The sequence below is a fragment of the Rhodococcus sp. WS3 genome, assembly GCF_003797085.1.
GTDB lineage: Bacteria > Actinomycetota > Actinomycetes > Mycobacteriales > Mycobacteriaceae > Rhodococcus_F > Rhodococcus_F globerula.
The window spans coordinates 1,059,482-1,076,274 of the sequence record NZ_RKMA01000002.1; the positions used below are offsets into that span (position 1 = coordinate 1,059,482).

Consider the following 16,793-nt stretch of genomic DNA (forward strand, 5'->3'; position numbering starts at 1 on the left):
CTTGTGCTGGCGGCGCTCGATCATAAATCAAGTGCCACAGAAGGTTTGGAACGTTTCGCTGAAAGACTGCGGAGCCGCCTCGGTGTAGTCGGACCACTCGTCGCGTCGGTCGAATGGATGCGTGACAACCTCGAGCAGCTTCTCGAAGGGAACGAGGTCGCCGTCGGTCGCGGCAGACAGAGCAGCATCGAGCTGATGATTACGCGGAATATATAGCGGGTTGACGCGATCCATCGCGCTCGCGGTCTCCACCGCCGCGCGTCCCTGTTCCGTCAGGGCGCCGTGCCACCGCTGCAACCAGGGCGCGATGTGATCCCGTGGCACGAGGTCGTCGAGGCGCGCGGAATTTACGCGCAGTTCGTCCGCGAGAGCACGGAAACTGCCCGTCCAATCAGCACCGTGTTCCGCCAACAATGTCAGCAGATCGTCGACAAGCGCCCGATCGACAATCGGGTGGGCTAGACCGAGCTTTGCCGCCATCCCGACCGCGTAGTGGCCCTCGTAACGCTCGTCGAAGGTGTCGAGAACTGCCGACGCCGCGGTAATCGCATCGTCGGGTGTGGAATCGATCAGCGGCAACAGTGTTTCCGCGAAGCGCGCCAGATTCCACTTCAAGACGGCGGGCTGATTGCCGAACGCGTAGCGGCCGCTGCTGTCGATCGAGCTGAACACTGCCGCCGGATCGAACGCGTCAAGGAAGGCGCACGGACCGTAATCGATGGTCTCCCCCGAAATTGTCGTGTTGTCGGTGTTCATCACTCCGTGTACAAAACCGATGAGCATCCACCGCGCCACCAGTGACGCCTGCGCCTCGACCACCCCCTCGAGGAACCTCAGGTAGCGATTGTGTGTAACCGTTGCCGGCAGTTCGATCAGCTCCGGGTAGTGCCGGGCGATCGCGTAATCGGCGAGCGACTGCAAGACCTCGCCCTGCCGGGCCGCGAACTCGAAGGTCCCAACGCGTAGGTGACTCGACGCGATCCGTGCAAGCACGGCACCGGGTTCTGCGCCGTTGCGGCGAACGTCCCGGCCCGTCGCCACGACAGACAGCGCGCGTGTAGTGGGGACACCGAGGGCATACATCGCCTCACTGACCAGATATTCGCGCAGCATCGGCCCGACAACTGCATACCCGTCACCGCCCCGAGAGAACGGCGTGCGCCCCGAGCCCTTGAGATGCAGGTCCACTCGCCGACCGTCACCGGTCAACAGTTCACCGAGTAGCAACGCCCGACCGTCCCCGAGGATTGGTGCGTATCCACCGAACTGATGACCCGCATACGCCATCGCCACCGGTTTTGCCCCGACCGGCATCGCCGACCCGGACAGGACGCCAACCCCGTCCACACTTCGCAGCACTTCCACGTCCAAGCGCAACGATGCAGCCAGCCTCTCGTTCACCACGAGCAACTGCGGGTCAGGTGCGGCAGTACCTTGCCACGGCACCGTCAAAGCGCCAAGCTCGTCGGCGAACGTGCTCTCGAGGCCGGCAACGGTGGTGTCCGTGCCTGCCGTGGAATCCTGGATTGCAGCCATCACACGAGAGTAGCCACCGTGAGACAGCCCATCGATCAGCCCTGGTCGATGTACGACTCGAGGTGATCGCGCTCGCTCTGCAACTCGTCGATCCGGCTCTTGACCACGTCACCGATGCTGACGATTCCGAGCAGTTCGCCGTCTTCGATGACGGGCAAATGGCGGATTCGGCGATCGGTCATGATCGCGGCAATGCTGTCCACGGAATCAGCAGGCACGCACGTGTACATCAACGCTGTCATCACCTCGGACACTTCCGTGGCCAGCAATTCCGGACCCCGCTCGTGCAAACGCCGCACGACATCGCGCTCGGAGATGATTCCGACAACAGCGTCGCCGTCCAGAACGACCATGGCGCCGATGTTGTGGCGGGCAAGATCGCACAGCAACGCGTTGACGGTGGTGTGGGCGTCGATGGTGACAATGCTGTTGCCCTTGTTGCGCAAGATATCCGCGATCCGCATCACGGCACTCCGATCCTTCGAGAATCTCGGCCCTCTTGCAACGATCGTATCCAGTTGCGACGCACAAAAACAGGGCTGATCAGCTAATTCCCTGAGCTGCCTTCTCCGCTGCCTGCGCCTGTGCTACCTGGGCCGGGGTGAATCTGATGCACGCGGCCGCAATGCCGGCAAGTACCGCGCAGATCGCGCAGCCGACAAGCGCAAAGGTGTACCCCTCTCCGAGGGCAATCAGCTGGGCCGGATTCATGTCGGCAGCCTTGCCCGAAATACCGCCGAGCGAGAGAGTTTTCGAGGTCGCCATCGCGCCGATGACCGACAGCGCGAGTGGGCCGCCAAGCGTCTGGGCGACCTGGGAAATGGCGGTCAACGGGCCGATCTCCGTCTCGGGAACACCGGCGATCGCGCACAGTGGCAGCGGCACCATCGCCAGTCCGATACCGAATCCGATGCCGATGACGGGGACAAAAAGGTTGGCAAGGTAGGTGGAACTGGAGTCGAGGGTGGAGCCGTAGAGAAGTCCGACGATCATGATCAGCACACCGGTCAGAACCAGCCAGCGAGGTTGGACACGTACCGCCAACTTCGACGCGACCGTTGCTGCGGCACCTAGTCCGATGGCAAACGGAATGAACGCCAAACCTGCGCGCAGCGGCGAGTACTCCATGATGTCCTGCACGAAGAGCGCAACAAACGCGGTCATACTGAACATCGCGCCACCGACGAAGAAGATCGCCAGGAAGGTCGCAACGCGGTTCCGGTCGGCGAACAACGAGAACGGGAGCAACGGATTCTTGGCGGTGCGTTCGACGAAGAGGAATGCTCCGAGAGCGATCAGTCCGGCGACCAACGCACCGATAACGGCGACGCTCCCCCAGCCCATTTCCGGCCCCTCGGTCAATGCGAAGACGATGCCGGTGCAGCCGAGCGTGGCCAGAATTGCGCCGGGAACATCCAGAGCAAGCCGAGTCTGCGTTGTTTCACGAAGTGCCCGGAATGCCATCCCCACGAGCACGATTCCGATGGGGACGTTGATGAGGAAGATCAGCCGCCATGACACCTCGGTCAACGCGCCGCCGATGATCAGACCCGCGATCGAACCGACACCGGTCATGGCGGCAAAAATCGCGATGGCCTGATTTCTCGCCGGTCCGGCCGCAAACGTCGTGGCAACCAGAGCAAAAGCGGTCGGCGATGCTACGGCCGCGCCAACACCTTGTAGTGCCCGCGCCGCGATCAGCATGCCCTCGTTCAACGCAAGACCACACAGCAACGATGCCACGGTGAAGAGCGTGACGCCCGCGATGAACATTTTCTTGCGCCCGTACGCGTCACCGAGTCGGCCACCGAGCAACATCAGCCCGCCGAACGCCAGGGCATACGACGTCAGCACCCAATTTCGGCCGCTGTCGCTGAGGCCGAGATCAGCCTGAAGCGGCGCAAGCGCAAGGTTGGCGACGGTGCCGTCGAGCACCACCATCATCTGCAAACCGCTCAGGACGATGATGGCGAGTCCGATGACTCGGGTCGCTACCGGCGCATTGACCGCTGGGGCCGCGGATTGAGCGGTTTCAGATTTTGGGGAATCAGACACAAGACTTCACGTTACCCAGCGTTGACGGAAAAGCCCGCCACCGGTCCGATCACGATGATGGCCGGGGGCTTGATCTCTTCGTCCTTGACGCGCTGAGCAACGGTCGCCAGATCGGCCCGCAACTCACGCTGCGTACGCAGTGTGCCCTCCTGGATCACCGTAACCGGAGTGCTCGCGGCACGCCCACCCTCGATGAGTGCAGCCGCGAACTGATCGATACGTTCGACTGCCATGAGCAGCACGATCGTGCCGCGCAGCTTCGCCAAAGCCGACCAGTCGACCAGCGAATCCGGATGATCCGGAGCAACGTGCCCACTCACGACGACAAACTCGTGCGTGACACCGCGATGCGTGACAGGAATGCCGGCTGCCGACGGTACGGAAATGGCACTCGTGATTCCGGGCACTACGGTCACCGGAACACCGGCTGCGGCACACGCTTCGAGTTCTTCGTAGCCACGACCGAAGACGTAGGGGTCGCCGCCCTTGAGCCGCACGACGAACTTTCCGGCCTTCGCGTTGTCGATCAGCGCCGCGTTGATGGCTTCCTGCGCCATGGCCCGGCCGTACGGAATCTTCGCGGCATCGATGACCTCGACGTCGGGACCGAGCTCAGCCAGCAACTCCGGCGGCGCCAGGCGGTCGGCAACAACAACGTCGGCGCGGGCCAGCAACCGTCGACCGCGCACCGTGATCAGATCCGGGTCACCTGGCCCACCGCCGACCAGTGCAACGCCAGGCGCCGCCGGTTCGGCCGTATCCGCGAGGACACCGGACTGCAGACCTTCGACCACAGCGGTACGGACGGCTGCCGAACGACGATGATCGCCGCCGGCCAGGACTCCGATGCTCATACCGTCGTACTCGGCACTTGCGGGTGTGACTGCAGTGCCGTGCTTGGCATTGTCGGCGCGCACGCAGAAGACTCGATGACGCTCGGCCTCCGCGACGATTGCCGCATTGGTCTCCGGTTCGTCCGTCGACGCGATTGCGTACCAGGCACCCTCGAGGTCACCTTCCTGGTACGGACGCAACTCGAGTGTGATCTGCCCTGCCGTTGCCATGCCCTCGACTGCCGGCGTGACCTCGCGGCTGATCACGTGAACTGCCGCGCCCGACGCGACCAGCAGGCCGAGGCGGCGCTGAGCGACCGTCCCGCCGCCGAATACGACAACGCGTCGATCGGTCAGGTTGAGTCCGACCAGGTAGTTGGTCTCGTCTGCGGTGGGCTCGCTCACTCGCACTCCATTTCATCGTCGATCTTTGTGCTCGCTGGAAAAGCTGTGCGCGCTGGAAAACCTGCGCTCGCTGGGGGAACTTTACTGGCCACGGCTACTGTCACCGCACCGGTCGAGGTCTTACCTACTGTCAACTGTCCGTGATCGGTAGCCAGGATCGCTGCCGCCTCGGCAACGCTGGCAGTGCCGACAGCCTGCTCTACGCGCGTTGACGGTGACGGAACGGGCACGGCTGCAAGTTCTTCCGACGTGAACGCCGCGACATCGACTGACAGGATCTGCGCGGCGTCGACCAGAGCCGGGGCGAAGGCTTTGACCGCGGCGGTGGCAAGACCAACGAGCGTCGCGCCCTGCGGCACTATCCCTCGCACGGCGTCGACGATCTCGACAGCAGAGGCAGATGTAGTGAACCCGAGTCCGACATAGACCTCAGCCACGCGCGGCCTCGACAAAGGTGGCGATCGACTCGGGCTGACCCGCCGGGTGTGTGTGGAGATACGACGCGTGAACTCCGCCGCGAACAAATCCCTCGCGCACTGCGCCGCCGTCCCACGGTCGCCAACCCCATGCGGTTGCGCACCCGTCGGCGTCGGCGCTGACGAGAGACGTTCGGTGAAATTCGTGCCCGGCGACACGCGAACCCGCCGCAAAGAGACTCGAGTCCGTCAACGCCACCGCCTCCCGATAACCGAGTGTGAGTCGTTTACCGAAAACGGCGTCGACGCCGACAACTCCGGCCATGGCATGACCGTCGAGGCTGCGGGCGAGGTAGAGCAGTCCCGCGCACTCGGCGTGGATCGGTGCTCCGCCGTCGGCCAGCTCTCGAACCTGCGCCAGCAGAACAGTATTCGACGCGAGGTCAACGGCATGCTCCTCCGGGAATCCGCCGGGAAGGACCAACGCGGCAGTACCGGACGGCAATTCGTCGCGCAGCGGATCGAAGACCTGCACGTCCGCGCCTGCGGCAATGAGAAGTTCACGATGTTCGGCGTATCCGAAGGTGAAGGCAGGCCCGCCAGCCATCGCCACCACGGGCCGCGAGCTGCGATGCTCCCCCACGTCCTGCACTGGATCCCACACAGGTGCAACAACATTCGATGCGGCCAAGGCGCGCACCGCGCCGAGATCGACGTGAGTTGCGATCAACTCCGACATCGCGTCCACCGCGGCGACTGCCGCGGTGCCGTGCTCGGCAGCCGGAATCAACCCCAGGTGACGCGACGGCACTTCCAATTCGGCCAGGCGCGGAACAACCCCGAGTACCGGTATCCCCACTTTGTCGCACGCGTGGCGCAGAACCTGCTCGTGCCGGGCGCTGCCGACGCGGTTGAGGATGACGCCGCCGATCCGCACACTAGCGTCGTAGGTGGCAAAGCCGTGCAACACGGCGGCCAGGCTCTGGCTGTGGCCGCGAGCGTCGATGACCAGAACAACCGGTGCACCCAGAACCGCGGCCACCTGCGCCGTCGACCCTTCTGCGGATGCCTGCGCATTGGCTTCGTCGATCTTGCCGTCGAAGAGGCCCATGACGCCTTCGACCACCGCGATATCGCAGTCGGCGGTGCCGTGCTGATAGAGCGGAGCGATGCGTTCTTCGCCGACGAGCACTGTGTCGAGATTGCGTCCTGGCCTTCCCGCCGCAAGTCCGTGATAGCCCGGGTCGATGTAATCCGGACCAACCTTGAACGGTGCAACACTGCTGCCGGATCGCCGGAGTGCACCGATCAATCCCGTTGCCACCGTGGTCTTTCCGCTACCCGATGCGGGTGCGGCGATGACAACGGCAGGAGTGGACGAACTCACCATTCGATGCCTCGCTGGCCCTTTCGGCCGGCGTCCATCGGGTGCTTGATCTTGGTCATCTCGGTCACCAGGTCGGCTGCGTCGATCAACGCCTGCGGCGCGTCACGGCCGGTGATCACCACATGCTGATTTCCCGGCCGATCACGCAGGGTCTGCACAACCTCGTCGACGTCGACCCAGCCCCATTTGAGCGGATAGGTGAACTCGTCGAGGACGTAGAAGCGGTGCGTTTCGTCGGCGAGGCGACGGGCGATCTCCTGCCATCCCTCCGCAGCTGCTGCCGCATGATCTTCTTCGCTACCCGCTTTACGAGTCCAGGACCAGCCCTCACCCATCTTGTGCCACTGCACCGGACCGCCGACGCCACTCTCGTCGTGCAGGTTTCCGAGTGCGCGGAAGGCGGCTTCCTCGCCGACTTTCCACTTTGCGCTCTTCACGAACTGGAAGACGCCGATGTCGAATCCCTGGTTCCAAGCACGCAGCGCCATCCCGAATGCTGCGGTGGACTTGCCCTTTCCCGGTCCGGTGTGGACGGCAAGCACCGGTGCGTTACGACGCTGACGTGTGGTCAATCCGTCGTCGGGGACAGTGTCGGGTACGCCTTTAGGCATGGTGATCTCCTGAAATGAAAACGTTAGGCGGCGGCGCGGACGACACCCGCGACCTGCTGAGCTGACAATTCGGCAAGGCGGACGCATCCACCTCGTAGTTCTCGGGCCAATTCGGCGGCCAATCCCAAACGGACAAGCCCGGTTTCGCAGTCCACGACGATCGAAGCGACCGATGCATCGGCCAGCAAGTGCGCGGCAACGCGAGCGCGGTGCAGCGCGTCCTTGCCGCCGGTGGCACGCCCGTCTGTCAGCGCAACCATGAGCGCGCGGCGCTGCGGATCCCTGAGCCGCTCACGCAGAATCACCTCACGGGCACGCAAGAAGCCTTCTGCGAGTGGTGATTTGCCACCTGTTCGCATGGACTGCAACCGGCGAACAGCGATGTCCACGGACGACGTCGGCGGCAGAACCAGTTCGGCTTCGCGGCCCCGGACTGTGATGACGGCAACCTTGTCGCGGCGCTGGTATGCGTCGCGGAGTAGCGAGACAACGGCGCCGGTCACAGCGGAGAGCCGGTCGCGCGCCGCCATCGACCCCGACGCGTCCACCACGAACACGATCAGATTGCCCTCGCGCCCTTCACGAATCGCGCCGCGCAGGTCGGCCGGCGCCAACCGCAGACGGCCCTCCGTCCGGCCACGCGCAATCTGCGATTCCGCAGCGGCAAACACCGTGCTCGTCAGGTGCAGACCGTGCCCGCGGTCGGTGGTGGACCGCACGACGCGTCCACGCGACGACGTGGAGCGCGAACGCCGGCCTGGCGCCCCCTCACCGACACCGGGAACTTCGAGAAGTTTGGCCTTGAACGCACTGCTCGGTGGGGCAGACGGTCGATCGGTCGAGCGAACTCCCCCGCCCGGACCGTCCGGATCGTCTTGCGGCCCATCATCGTCGGGGCCGTCATCATCAGGGCCCCCGTCATCGGGTTCGCCGCCGTCGGATTCCCCACCCTCAGGCTCGCCGCCTTCAGGATTCTCGGGTGGTTCAGGCTCGCCGGCCCGAGCATCATCGTCTGCACGATCCATCGCGTCGTCGAGTTGCTGCTGATCGAGGCCCGGCTCGTCGAAGGGATCGCGTCGGCGGCGATGCGGCAGTGTCAGTTCCGCTGCGACTCGTACGTCTTCCTCAGTGACCTCGCTGCCGCCACGCCACGCAGCATGAGCGGTGGCAGTACGGGCGAGAACAAGATCGGCGCGCATACCGTCCACGTCGAAAGACGCGCACAGCGACGCGATGCGCCGAAGTTCGCGGTTGCTCAGCTCCACGCCATCCAGTTTGTTACGCGCAGAAAGGATTTCGGCGGCGAGTTCCTGATCGGCCGGCGCATACCTGCGGGCAAACGCCTGGGGATCGCGCTCGTAGTCGAGGCGTCGACGCACTACCTCCATCCGCACATCCACGTCGCGAGACGCCGACACGTCGACCGCCAGGCCAAAACGATCCAGCAACTGTGGACGCAGTTCTCCCTCTTCGGGATTCATTGTTCCGACGAGGACGAACTTCGCGGCGTGCGAGTGCGAAATTCCGTCCCGCTCGACATGCACTCGGCCCATCGCGGCCGCGTCGAGAAGAACGTCCACCAGGTGATCGTGCAGGAGATTCACTTCGTCGACGTACAGAACCCCCTGATGCGCCGCGGCCAGGAGTCCGGGCTGGAAGGCGCGCTCACCGTCGCGTAATACCTTCTCGAGGTCGATCGAGCCGATCACGCGGTCCTCCGTCGCCCCGACGGGCAGTTCGACCAGCCTGGCCGGACGCGTCACACCGGCGTCGTCGACAGCCGGTAGCAAAGCCGTCAAGGCTCGAACGACGGTGGATTTTGCCGTGCCCTTTTCACCGCGAACCAGCACGCCACCGATTCCGGGGTGTACGGCGCACAGGATCAACGCCAATCGCAGTTGGTCCTGGCCTACTACCGCGCTGAACGGGAAACCCGCCACCGCTGCCTGATCGTCTTCTACACGCACGTCGACATCCCTCCACCTCTCGGTTTCCTCGCCGAGAACTTGGCTTCATCCGAACGTCGCGGCAATCTGGCTGGGATCTCGTGAGATCTTTACAGTGGCGGGACCGCACCTGAATCGAACAGGACTTCCCCGCGAGCATTCGGTATCGAAAAAACCCTAGTCGGCCCACAATTGCGTGAGCCGACTGGGTCGGGTGTATGACTGCGTTTCAGCTGGCAAGCACAAACGCCTCGCCGCCACCGCGGCGCATCGGGGTGTGCGGAATACCGTCCTCGATAAATTCTTCGCCGTCAGCTTTGAAACCGTGCTTGCTGTACATGTCGACCAGATAGGTCTGAGCGTTGATGCGGCACGGCGCTTCGCCCACTTCGGCCAGCGCAGCTTGCAGCAATCGCGTCGTATGGCCCTGTCCGCGTGCTTCACGTGACGTGCAGAGTCGACCGATACGGAAGCTCTTCGTGCCGTCGTCGTGCTCTTCGAGGAGGCGCAGAGTGCACACCACCTCGCCGTCCTGCTCCAGCCAGAAATGGCGGGTTTCCGTCAGCAGGTCCCGCCCGTCCAACTCGGGGTACGGGCAGGCCTGCTCGACGACAAATACTTCTACCCGAAGCTTCAACAACTCGTAGAAAGTCTTGTTGTCGAGGTCGAGTGCCCATGAACGCTTCAATGCTGCTGTTGCCGTCATGGTTGCGACTATCACACAGTTGCAGCGGTCTCCGCGACCGGAAGAGAATCGGTTGACGCCGAGGAATCGAGCTCGAGCACCTTCGAGGACCAATCCCAGACCTGGTTGAAAAGTCCTTCGTTGTCGGTGAGCTTGACGCCGATGGACGGAACCATCTCGCGCAGCTTGCCCTTCCAGCCCTGGAATTCGGTCGGGAAGCAGCGCTCGAGTACGTCGAGCATCGCGGGAACAGCCGTCGACGCTCCGGGTGAGGCACCGAGCAGTCCGGCGATGCTTCCGTCTTCGGCAGCCACCACGGCGGTACCGAATTCGAGGACGCCGCCCTTGCCCTTGGCCCGGCGAATCACCTGAACACGCTGGCCTGCGGTGATGAGCTCCCAGTCCTTGGTCTCCGCCTTGGGCGCAAATTCACGCAGGTCCCAGATGCGTCCGGTTTCGCTCTTGGTGAGCTCACTGACCAGGTACTTCACCAGACCGAGTTCGCTGACGCCGACGCCGAGCATCGAGAGGATGTTGTTGGGCTTGACTGAACCGGGCAGGTCCGTGACGCGACCCTGCTTGAGGAACTTGGGTGACCAGCCGGCGTACGGTCCGAACAGCAGGCCTGGCTTGTTGCCGATGACACGCGTGTCGAGGTGCGGAACCGACATTGGCGGTGCGCCGACGGCAGCTTTGCCGTAGACCTTGGCACTGTGCTGGTCGATCAGCTCAGGGTTGGTGCACCGCAGGAACGCGCCGCTGACGGGGAAACCGCCGAAGCCCTTGGCTTCCTTGATGCCCGACTTCTGCAGCAGGTGCAGAGCGCCGCCACCGGCTCCGACGAACACGAATCGTGAACGCACGACGCGCTTTTCACCGGTGCGACGGTTGGTGACCTTGACGGTCCACGTCTTGTCGGAGTTCTGGGTGAGGTTGGTGACCTCGTGACCGAAGTACATGTTGCCGCCGGTCTTGCCGATGTAGCCGACGAGCTGCTTGGTGAGCGCTCCGAAGTCGACGTCGGTGCCGTCCTGGCTCCAGTTGAGGGCGATGGGATCCGAGAAGTCGCGGCCCTTTGCCATCAGCGGCAGGCGCTTGGTGAACTCGGCCGGATCGTCGATGTACTCCATGCCACGGAAGAGCGGGTGGCCGGCAAGTGCGTCGTAGCGGGCACGCAGGTACTTGGCGTTTGCCTCGCCGTGAACGAAGCTCACGTGCGCGATGGGGTTGATGAATTCCTTGGGCTGCGTCAACACGCCCTGCTCGACAGCGTGTGCCCAGAACTGCCGGGACACCTGGAACTGCTCGTTGACGTTGACGGCCTTCTTGATGTCGACCGTACCGTCCGAGTTCTCGGGGGTGTAGTTGAGCTCACAGAGCGCGGAGTGACCGGTTCCCGCGTTGTTCCACGGGTCGCTGCTCTCGGCTGCGACGGCGTCGAGCCTCTCGAAGGTCGAGATCGACCAGTCCGGCTGCAGCTGGCGCAACAATGCACCAAGCGTGGCACTCATGATGCCCGCACCTACGAGCACTACATCCGTCTTCGTCTCTACCGCGTTCTGATTCGACACTGGAGAATCGACTTCCTTGTCATTAGCCGTGCGCGCATCCGCCTGCTGTGTTACGCCGAATAGGTTACCTGGGCGTAAGTGCGCCGTTTACCACCCCCAATTGTGCTCTACAACGCCGCCGGGAAACGACGATTAGATTGTGATCTGTGACTACATGGGTTCCAGACGTCCTCGGAGACGGATATCAGCAGCTGACCATTCCTCTCGGAACCGATCCGGACGGTGAGGGTGAGGTCGACGCGACACTCGTCCGCTATCAGCCGCCTGGCGAGGCAGTTCGGGCGAACCGTGCAGTTCTGTACGTACACGGGTTCACCGATTACTTCTTCCAGAAACATCTGGCGGAGCACTTTGCCGAGCAGGGTTACGCCTTCTTTGCACTGGATCTTCGCAAGTGCGGGCGTTCACTGAAACCGGGCCACACCGCTCACTATGTGTCGGATCTCGCACTGTACGACGCCGAACTCAACGAGGCCCTGCGCATCGTGAACTCCGAAACCGACGGCAGCGAACTGCTCCTGATGGCTCATTCGACCGGTGGGCTCATCGTTCCGCTGTGGCTGGACCGACTCCAGCGCAAGCCGGGCGGCAGCGCAGGACACGGCATCGCGGGTCTTGTGCTCAACAGCCCGTGGTTCGACCTGCAGGGTCCGGCGATGGTTCGCAGCGTCGGCACCGCCGCCATCGACGCCCTGGGACGGGTGTCCGCGAAGACTGTCATCCCCGGCACCGGCTTGCCGACGTACGGTTCGAGCCTGCACGTCTCCGCCAACGGCGAGTGGGACTACAACCTCGACTGGAAGCCGCTCGAAGGCTGCCCGGTCACGTTCGGGTGGATGCGTGCCGTGCGCGGCGGACACGCGCAACTGCACCGCGGCCTGGACATCGGCGTGCCGGCGCTGATCCTGCGCTCGAAGAAATCGGAGTTCGCCAGGGCGTACCACCCCGGCGTCGACCTGGCAGATTCCGTCCTGGATGTGAGGCAGATCGCACGGTGGGCAGGTTGCCTCGGCGATCGGACTACCATCGTTCCCATCGACGGCGCGCGCCACGACGTCTTCCTCTCGACTCAGAAGCCGTTGGCCACAGCCTTTTCCGAACTCGATCAGTGGCTGGAGTGGCTAGAGCGCCATCTGACCGCAGACGCAGACACCACCACACAGGAGAACGCGCAGTGACGCATTACGACCTTGCCATCATCGGAAGCGGCTCGGGGAATTCGTTGCCCGACGAGCGATTCGACGGCAAGAAAATCGCCATCCTCGAGGAAGGCACCTTCGGCGGCACGTGCCTCAACGTCGGTTGCATACCGACCAAGATGTTCGTCTACGCGGCAGAGGTCGCGAACACGGTGTCGCATGCCGAGAAGTTCGGCGTCGACGCCACCCTGGACGGCGTCCGCTGGTCCGACATCGTCAAGCGCGTCTTCGGCCGGATCGATCCCATCTCCGCGGGCGGCGAACGCTACCGCAGCGAGGACAGCCCCAACACCACCGTCTACCGCGGCCACGCCACCTTCACCGGACCGAAGACCATCAACACCGGCACGGGTGAGACCATCACTGCCGACCAGGTTGTGATCGCGGCCGGTTCACGCCCGATCATTCCCGAGGAGATCGCCGGCTCTGGTGTGAAGTACTACACCAACGAAGACATCATGCGCTTGCCGGAACTCCCCGAGCACCTCGTAATCGTCGGCTCGGGTTTCATTGCCACCGAGTTTGCACATGTGTTCTCCGCCTTGGGTTCTCGCGTGTCGATCGTCGGCCGCAGTGGGCGCCTCCTGCGTCATCTCGACGACGAGATCTCGGAGCGTTTCACCGAACTCGCCGTCAAGAAGTGGGACGTGCATCTCGGATCACCGATGCAGTCGGTCCGCGCGGACGGTGAGAACATCGCCGTCGAACTGGCAAATGGCACAGTCGTTTCCGGCGACGTTCTGCTCGTTGCGGTGGGCCGCAAGCCCAACGGAGATCTCCTGGACCTCGACAAGGCCGGCATCGAACTCGACGACAACGGCTCCATCGTCGTCGACGAGTACCAGCGAACCACTGCGGAGGGCGTCTTTGCACTCGGCGACGTCTCCTCCCCCTATCAGCTCAAGCACGTGGCCAACCACGAGGCGCGTGTTGTGCAGCACAACCTGCTCCAGGACGCGTGGAACGACACTTCCGGGCTCCGCGCCACCGATCACCGGTTTGTCCCGGCCGCGGTGTTCACCGATCCGCAGATCGCCGATGTCGGAATGACGGAGAAGCAGGCGCGCGACGCCGGACTCGACGTCACCGTCAAGGTCCAGGCGTACGGCGACGTCGCCTACGGCTGGGCGATGGAAGATCAGGAAGGTCTCTGCAAGGTCATCGCGGAGCGCGGCACGGGCCGACTCCTGGGCGCTCACGTCATGGGAACCCACGCTCCGACCGTTATCCAGCCACTCATCCAGGCCATGAGTTTCGGGCTGTCCGCTCAGGACATGGCCCGTGGGCAGTACTGGATCCACCCGGCCCTGGCCGAGGTCGTCGAGAACGCGTTGCTCGGACTCGATATCTAAAACGCTCCATATCTAAAACGCTCGACATCTGGAACGCGCAAGGCGGGCACCCCCTCGGGGGATGCCCGCCTTGGTGGTTCTCGGGTCTACCAGGGGCTGGTGCGCAACACGATCTCCGTGGCGAGTTCAGCGGGCGCGGACTTCACGATGTCATCGACGTCAGGCACTTCGGCCACCCGGAAATCGGAGTACACAAACCGTCCACTGGCGTCGGCGATCGCCCGCCCAGCACTGCCGACCACGATGGTTGTCGGCACCTCCACCGGCGGAACTCCGGCGATGTCGGCCGCCGACGGATGGCCACGATCCACCGAAATCAAGCTCGCGAAGCGGCCGAACTGGCGCGCCGCCAACAGCCACGCGAGGTCTGCCCCTTCCCGGTGTCCCACCAGGTTCACCCAGGCGATGTTCAACTCGTCGAGCAGAACCACTGCCGTCTTCTCGTCGAGATTCTCGATCGATTCGACCGCTACCGTGCGCAAATCCGAATTGTGGAGGCGTTCACACACTTTGTCGTATACGTCGACAGGGTCGCCCTTGCCCGGAAGAAGGAGGACCGCGTGCTTACTGACCGGTCCGTCGATCCGAACGGTGCACGACCCCTTGCCCACCGCTACTCGAGTCAGTTCCATGAAAGGCAACGGTACGCGATCCAATCCCCAGGTCGGCGAGCAGCGGACTGAAAATGACAACTCACACAGGAGCGCGGTAATCAGCGGTCGCGCGAAACTCCCACAATCTTTCGATGGTCCAATTACCGTGAACAATGAATCCGCCGAGGTCAGGAGTGATCGTGCCCAAATTGGAGATCAAAAGTAAGTCCGCACTCTCGCGAGCGGAAGTCGCCGAGCGACTGATCGCGCTCGGGCAAGCGCTCGCCAGCGGCTCGGAAGTGGAACTGGATCGGGCGGCGACTCGATCGAAATCGCTGTCCCTGAACAGGTTCGGTGGGAACTCGAGATCGAGGTAGACGGCAACGAAGTCGAAATCGAAATCGAGATTCACTGGCGCGACGATCCCCCGGCTGAGCCGGCCGCAAAGTCCACGCCTCCGACTAAGGCAGTTCGACGCGGTCGGCCTCGCAAGAGCGCCGCCAAGTAATTCGTCGACATTCCATCGGTGCGCTCCGGCCGAGCTTTCAGAGGTCCCGGCCGTCGCCACTTCGTAACTCTCCGTGTGACAACAGAATCGGGTAGCGGCTCCGAATAGAGTCGCGCGCCCCTCACGCGACTACCCCGCAAATCGATCTGCCACTGGGTTGGACGCAATGCCTGCCAGGGCTCCAGGGATCATCCGACGCGGGTGATGCCGTCGTCGATACCGACGGTTGATGATCTGTGGCATGGACCAAGCACATCCGACATCTTTGACACCCTATGAATTCTCCGGGGGATACCCGACCGCTGCGACCGCGAAGAAAGCCCACGAGGACGCCTATCTGGAGCGCGCACTCGTCGCCTACCGGTTTTGGTACCCCACAGTGTCCATTGAGGGGATTTTCAACGGCAACCGCGAACTAGGTTTCGACGACAACAAGGCGATGGGAATTGCAGCGACAACCCCTCGGCAGGTCGGATTCACACTTAACTCCGATACCCCCTACGGGGCAGCGGCTTTGGACCTCACTGAGGGGCCGATGGTCATCGAATTGCCGCCCGGAGCGTACATCGGTCTCGTCGACGATCATCACCACAGGTGGATCACCGATATGGGTATCCCCGGGCCCGACCAGGGCGCTGGAGGAACATACGCCATACTTCCCCCCGATCACACCGGAGAAGTACCGGCAGATCATCACGTCAGTCGGTCGAATTCCTTCAAAGTGCTGGTGGCAGTACGAGCCCTCCCGGTAGGGGGCGATCTCGATGCAGCCAAGGACGCACTCCTCCGAGTGAAGATCTACCGCCTCGGCACCGACAAACTACTCGATGTGATCGATACCAGCACCAAGACCGTCGACAGCACCTGTCTGCGGTGGGAGGACAACCTCGAATTCTGGCGAGTCCTGCACGGCATCCTCGAGGAAGAACCGCTTGTAGAGGAGTTCCGGCCAATGCACGGACTGCTCGACGGACTCGGAATCGGGAAAGGAACCCCGTTCGCACCGACAGACCGCGACGCTGCAGCACTCACGAAGGCCGCCCGAATCGGCCGTGATCAAATGTTGGTGACGGCATTCGCCGGAACACGCCCTGACCAGGCCGCCTGGACCGATCGGCAGTGGGAATGGGTGGGATTGGTTCCCGACAACGCGGACTTCGAGACACCCGCAGGTCTCGATCTCGAAGCCCGTGAGCGGTGGTTCGCGCAGGCCATCGTCGCGTCGCCGGCGATGTTCCGGCGCGTGGAGGGCAGTGGATCGCTGTATTGGCTCGCCACACGCGACAGCACCGGGACATACCTGGACGGCGCCAACGCCTACACACTCACTATCCCGCTGCCGGTCCCTGGCAAGCTCTTCTGGTCCGTCACCATCTACGACGCGCAAACACGTTCGCAAGTGCAGACGGACGGCAACAAGGGAGCGCTCAGATCGTTGTTCGAACTGTCATCGGCTCTGACCTCTGGCAATGAGATCACGCTGCACTTCGGTCCGACCCAACCAGACGATGCGGCGGACAACTGGCTGGAAACGGTTCCAGGTCGCGGATGGTTCGCATACATCCGTATCTACGGACCCGAAGCCGCAGCATTCGACGGCAGCTGGCGTCCCGGAGACTTCACCCCGGCAAAACACTGAAGCTAGCTGGGCATCGACCGCCCACTGTTAGCCCTGCGCCGCCCTGAACGGGTGACA

The 16,793-nt window shown here is 63.3% G+C and carries 14 protein-coding genes and 1 pseudogene; 4 read left to right on the forward strand and 11 right to left on the reverse strand.

What is annotated here, in order from left to right; translation table 11 throughout:
- Nucleotides 1-27: 27 nt before the first annotated feature.
- From EEB13_RS18970 to mqo, 10 genes are all read right to left on the reverse strand, one after another.
- A complete protein-coding gene (locus tag EEB13_RS18970) occupies nt 28-1,536 on the reverse strand; it encodes a protein adenylyltransferase SelO (RefSeq protein WP_187328584.1) in 1,509 nt (502 codons plus the stop codon).
- A gap of 35 nt (nt 1,537-1,571) precedes the next feature.
- On the reverse strand, nt 1,572-2,000 hold the full coding sequence (locus EEB13_RS18975) for a CBS domain-containing protein (protein ID WP_033234926.1): 429 nt from the start codon (nt 1,998-2,000) through the stop codon (nt 1,572-1,574).
- Between the two features lie 79 nt (nt 2,001-2,079).
- Entirely contained in the window at nt 2,080-3,591 is a 1,512-nt protein-coding gene (locus EEB13_RS18980; protein ID WP_095886014.1) for an MFS transporter, read from the reverse strand.
- An 11-nt stretch (nt 3,592-3,602) separates the two neighbouring features.
- On the reverse strand, nt 3,603-4,829 hold the full coding sequence (gene cobA, locus EEB13_RS18985; RefSeq protein ID WP_116103928.1) for a uroporphyrinogen-III C-methyltransferase: 1,227 nt from the start codon (nt 4,827-4,829) through the stop codon (nt 3,603-3,605).
- The gene (locus EEB13_RS18990; protein ID WP_141486052.1) at nt 4,826-5,266 is read right to left on the reverse strand and encodes a cobalamin biosynthesis protein; all 441 of its coding nucleotides are present in this window, start codon (nt 5,264-5,266) and stop codon (nt 4,826-4,828) included. Before EEB13_RS18990 ends, cobA begins: the two co-directional genes overlap by 4 nt.
- Nucleotides 5,259-6,635 carry a cobyrinate a,c-diamide synthase gene (locus tag EEB13_RS18995; protein WP_141486053.1) on the reverse strand — a complete coding sequence of 459 codons (1,377 nt, stop codon included), beginning with the start codon at nt 6,633-6,635 and terminating at the stop codon, nt 5,259-5,261. Before EEB13_RS18995 ends, EEB13_RS18990 begins: the two co-directional genes overlap by 8 nt.
- Nucleotides 6,629-7,243, reverse strand: coding sequence for a cob(I)yrinic acid a,c-diamide adenosyltransferase (gene cobO, locus EEB13_RS19000; protein ID WP_033234930.1), 615 nt, complete (start codon nt 7,241-7,243; stop codon nt 6,629-6,631). The genes EEB13_RS18995 and cobO overlap by 7 nt, the downstream gene beginning before the upstream one ends.
- Before the next feature lie 23 nt (nt 7,244-7,266).
- Nucleotides 7,267-9,183, reverse strand: coding sequence for a VWA domain-containing protein (locus tag EEB13_RS19005; RefSeq protein ID WP_141486205.1), 1,917 nt, complete (start codon nt 9,181-9,183; stop codon nt 7,267-7,269).
- A gap of 235 nt (nt 9,184-9,418) precedes the next feature.
- On the reverse strand, nt 9,419-9,895 hold the full coding sequence (locus tag EEB13_RS19010; protein WP_045067941.1) for a GNAT family N-acetyltransferase: 477 nt from the start codon (nt 9,893-9,895) through the stop codon (nt 9,419-9,421).
- 11 nt (nt 9,896-9,906) lie between these two features.
- Nucleotides 9,907-11,445, reverse strand: a complete 1,539-nt coding sequence (gene mqo / locus EEB13_RS19015; protein ID WP_072782477.1) for a malate dehydrogenase (quinone) — start codon at nt 11,443-11,445, stop codon at nt 9,907-9,909.
- A gap of 146 nt (nt 11,446-11,591) precedes the next feature.
- Between mqo and EEB13_RS19020 the strand changes: the two genes are divergently transcribed.
- Together EEB13_RS19020 and mtr are read left to right on the forward strand one after the other, a co-directional pair.
- Nucleotides 11,592-12,623: an alpha/beta hydrolase gene (locus EEB13_RS19020; protein WP_116103923.1), complete on the forward strand. Its 1,032-nt coding sequence runs from the start codon at nt 11,592-11,594 to the stop codon at nt 12,621-12,623.
- Nucleotides 12,620-13,996: a mycothione reductase gene (mtr, locus tag EEB13_RS19025; protein ID WP_141486054.1), complete on the forward strand. Its 1,377-nt coding sequence runs from the start codon at nt 12,620-12,622 to the stop codon at nt 13,994-13,996. Before EEB13_RS19020 ends, mtr begins: the two co-directional genes overlap by 4 nt.
- An 86-nt stretch (nt 13,997-14,082) precedes the next feature.
- Here the strand turns inward: mtr and EEB13_RS19030 are convergent, their stop codons facing one another.
- The gene (locus EEB13_RS19030; RefSeq protein WP_033234933.1) at nt 14,083-14,628 is read right to left on the reverse strand and encodes an alpha/beta fold hydrolase; all 546 of its coding nucleotides are present in this window, start codon (nt 14,626-14,628) and stop codon (nt 14,083-14,085) included.
- A gap of 161 nt (nt 14,629-14,789) precedes the next feature.
- On the opposite strand from EEB13_RS19030, the pseudogene EEB13_RS19035 reads away from it, so the two are divergent.
- Together EEB13_RS19035 and EEB13_RS19040 are read left to right on the forward strand one after the other, a co-directional pair.
- Nucleotides 14,790-15,097: pseudogene (locus EEB13_RS19035) on the forward strand (amphi-Trp domain-containing protein).
- Between the two features lie 241 nt (nt 15,098-15,338).
- A complete protein-coding gene (locus EEB13_RS19040; protein WP_202025560.1) occupies nt 15,339-16,736 on the forward strand; it encodes a DUF1254 domain-containing protein in 1,398 nt (465 codons plus the stop codon).
- Nucleotides 16,737-16,793 lie beyond the last annotated feature (57 nt).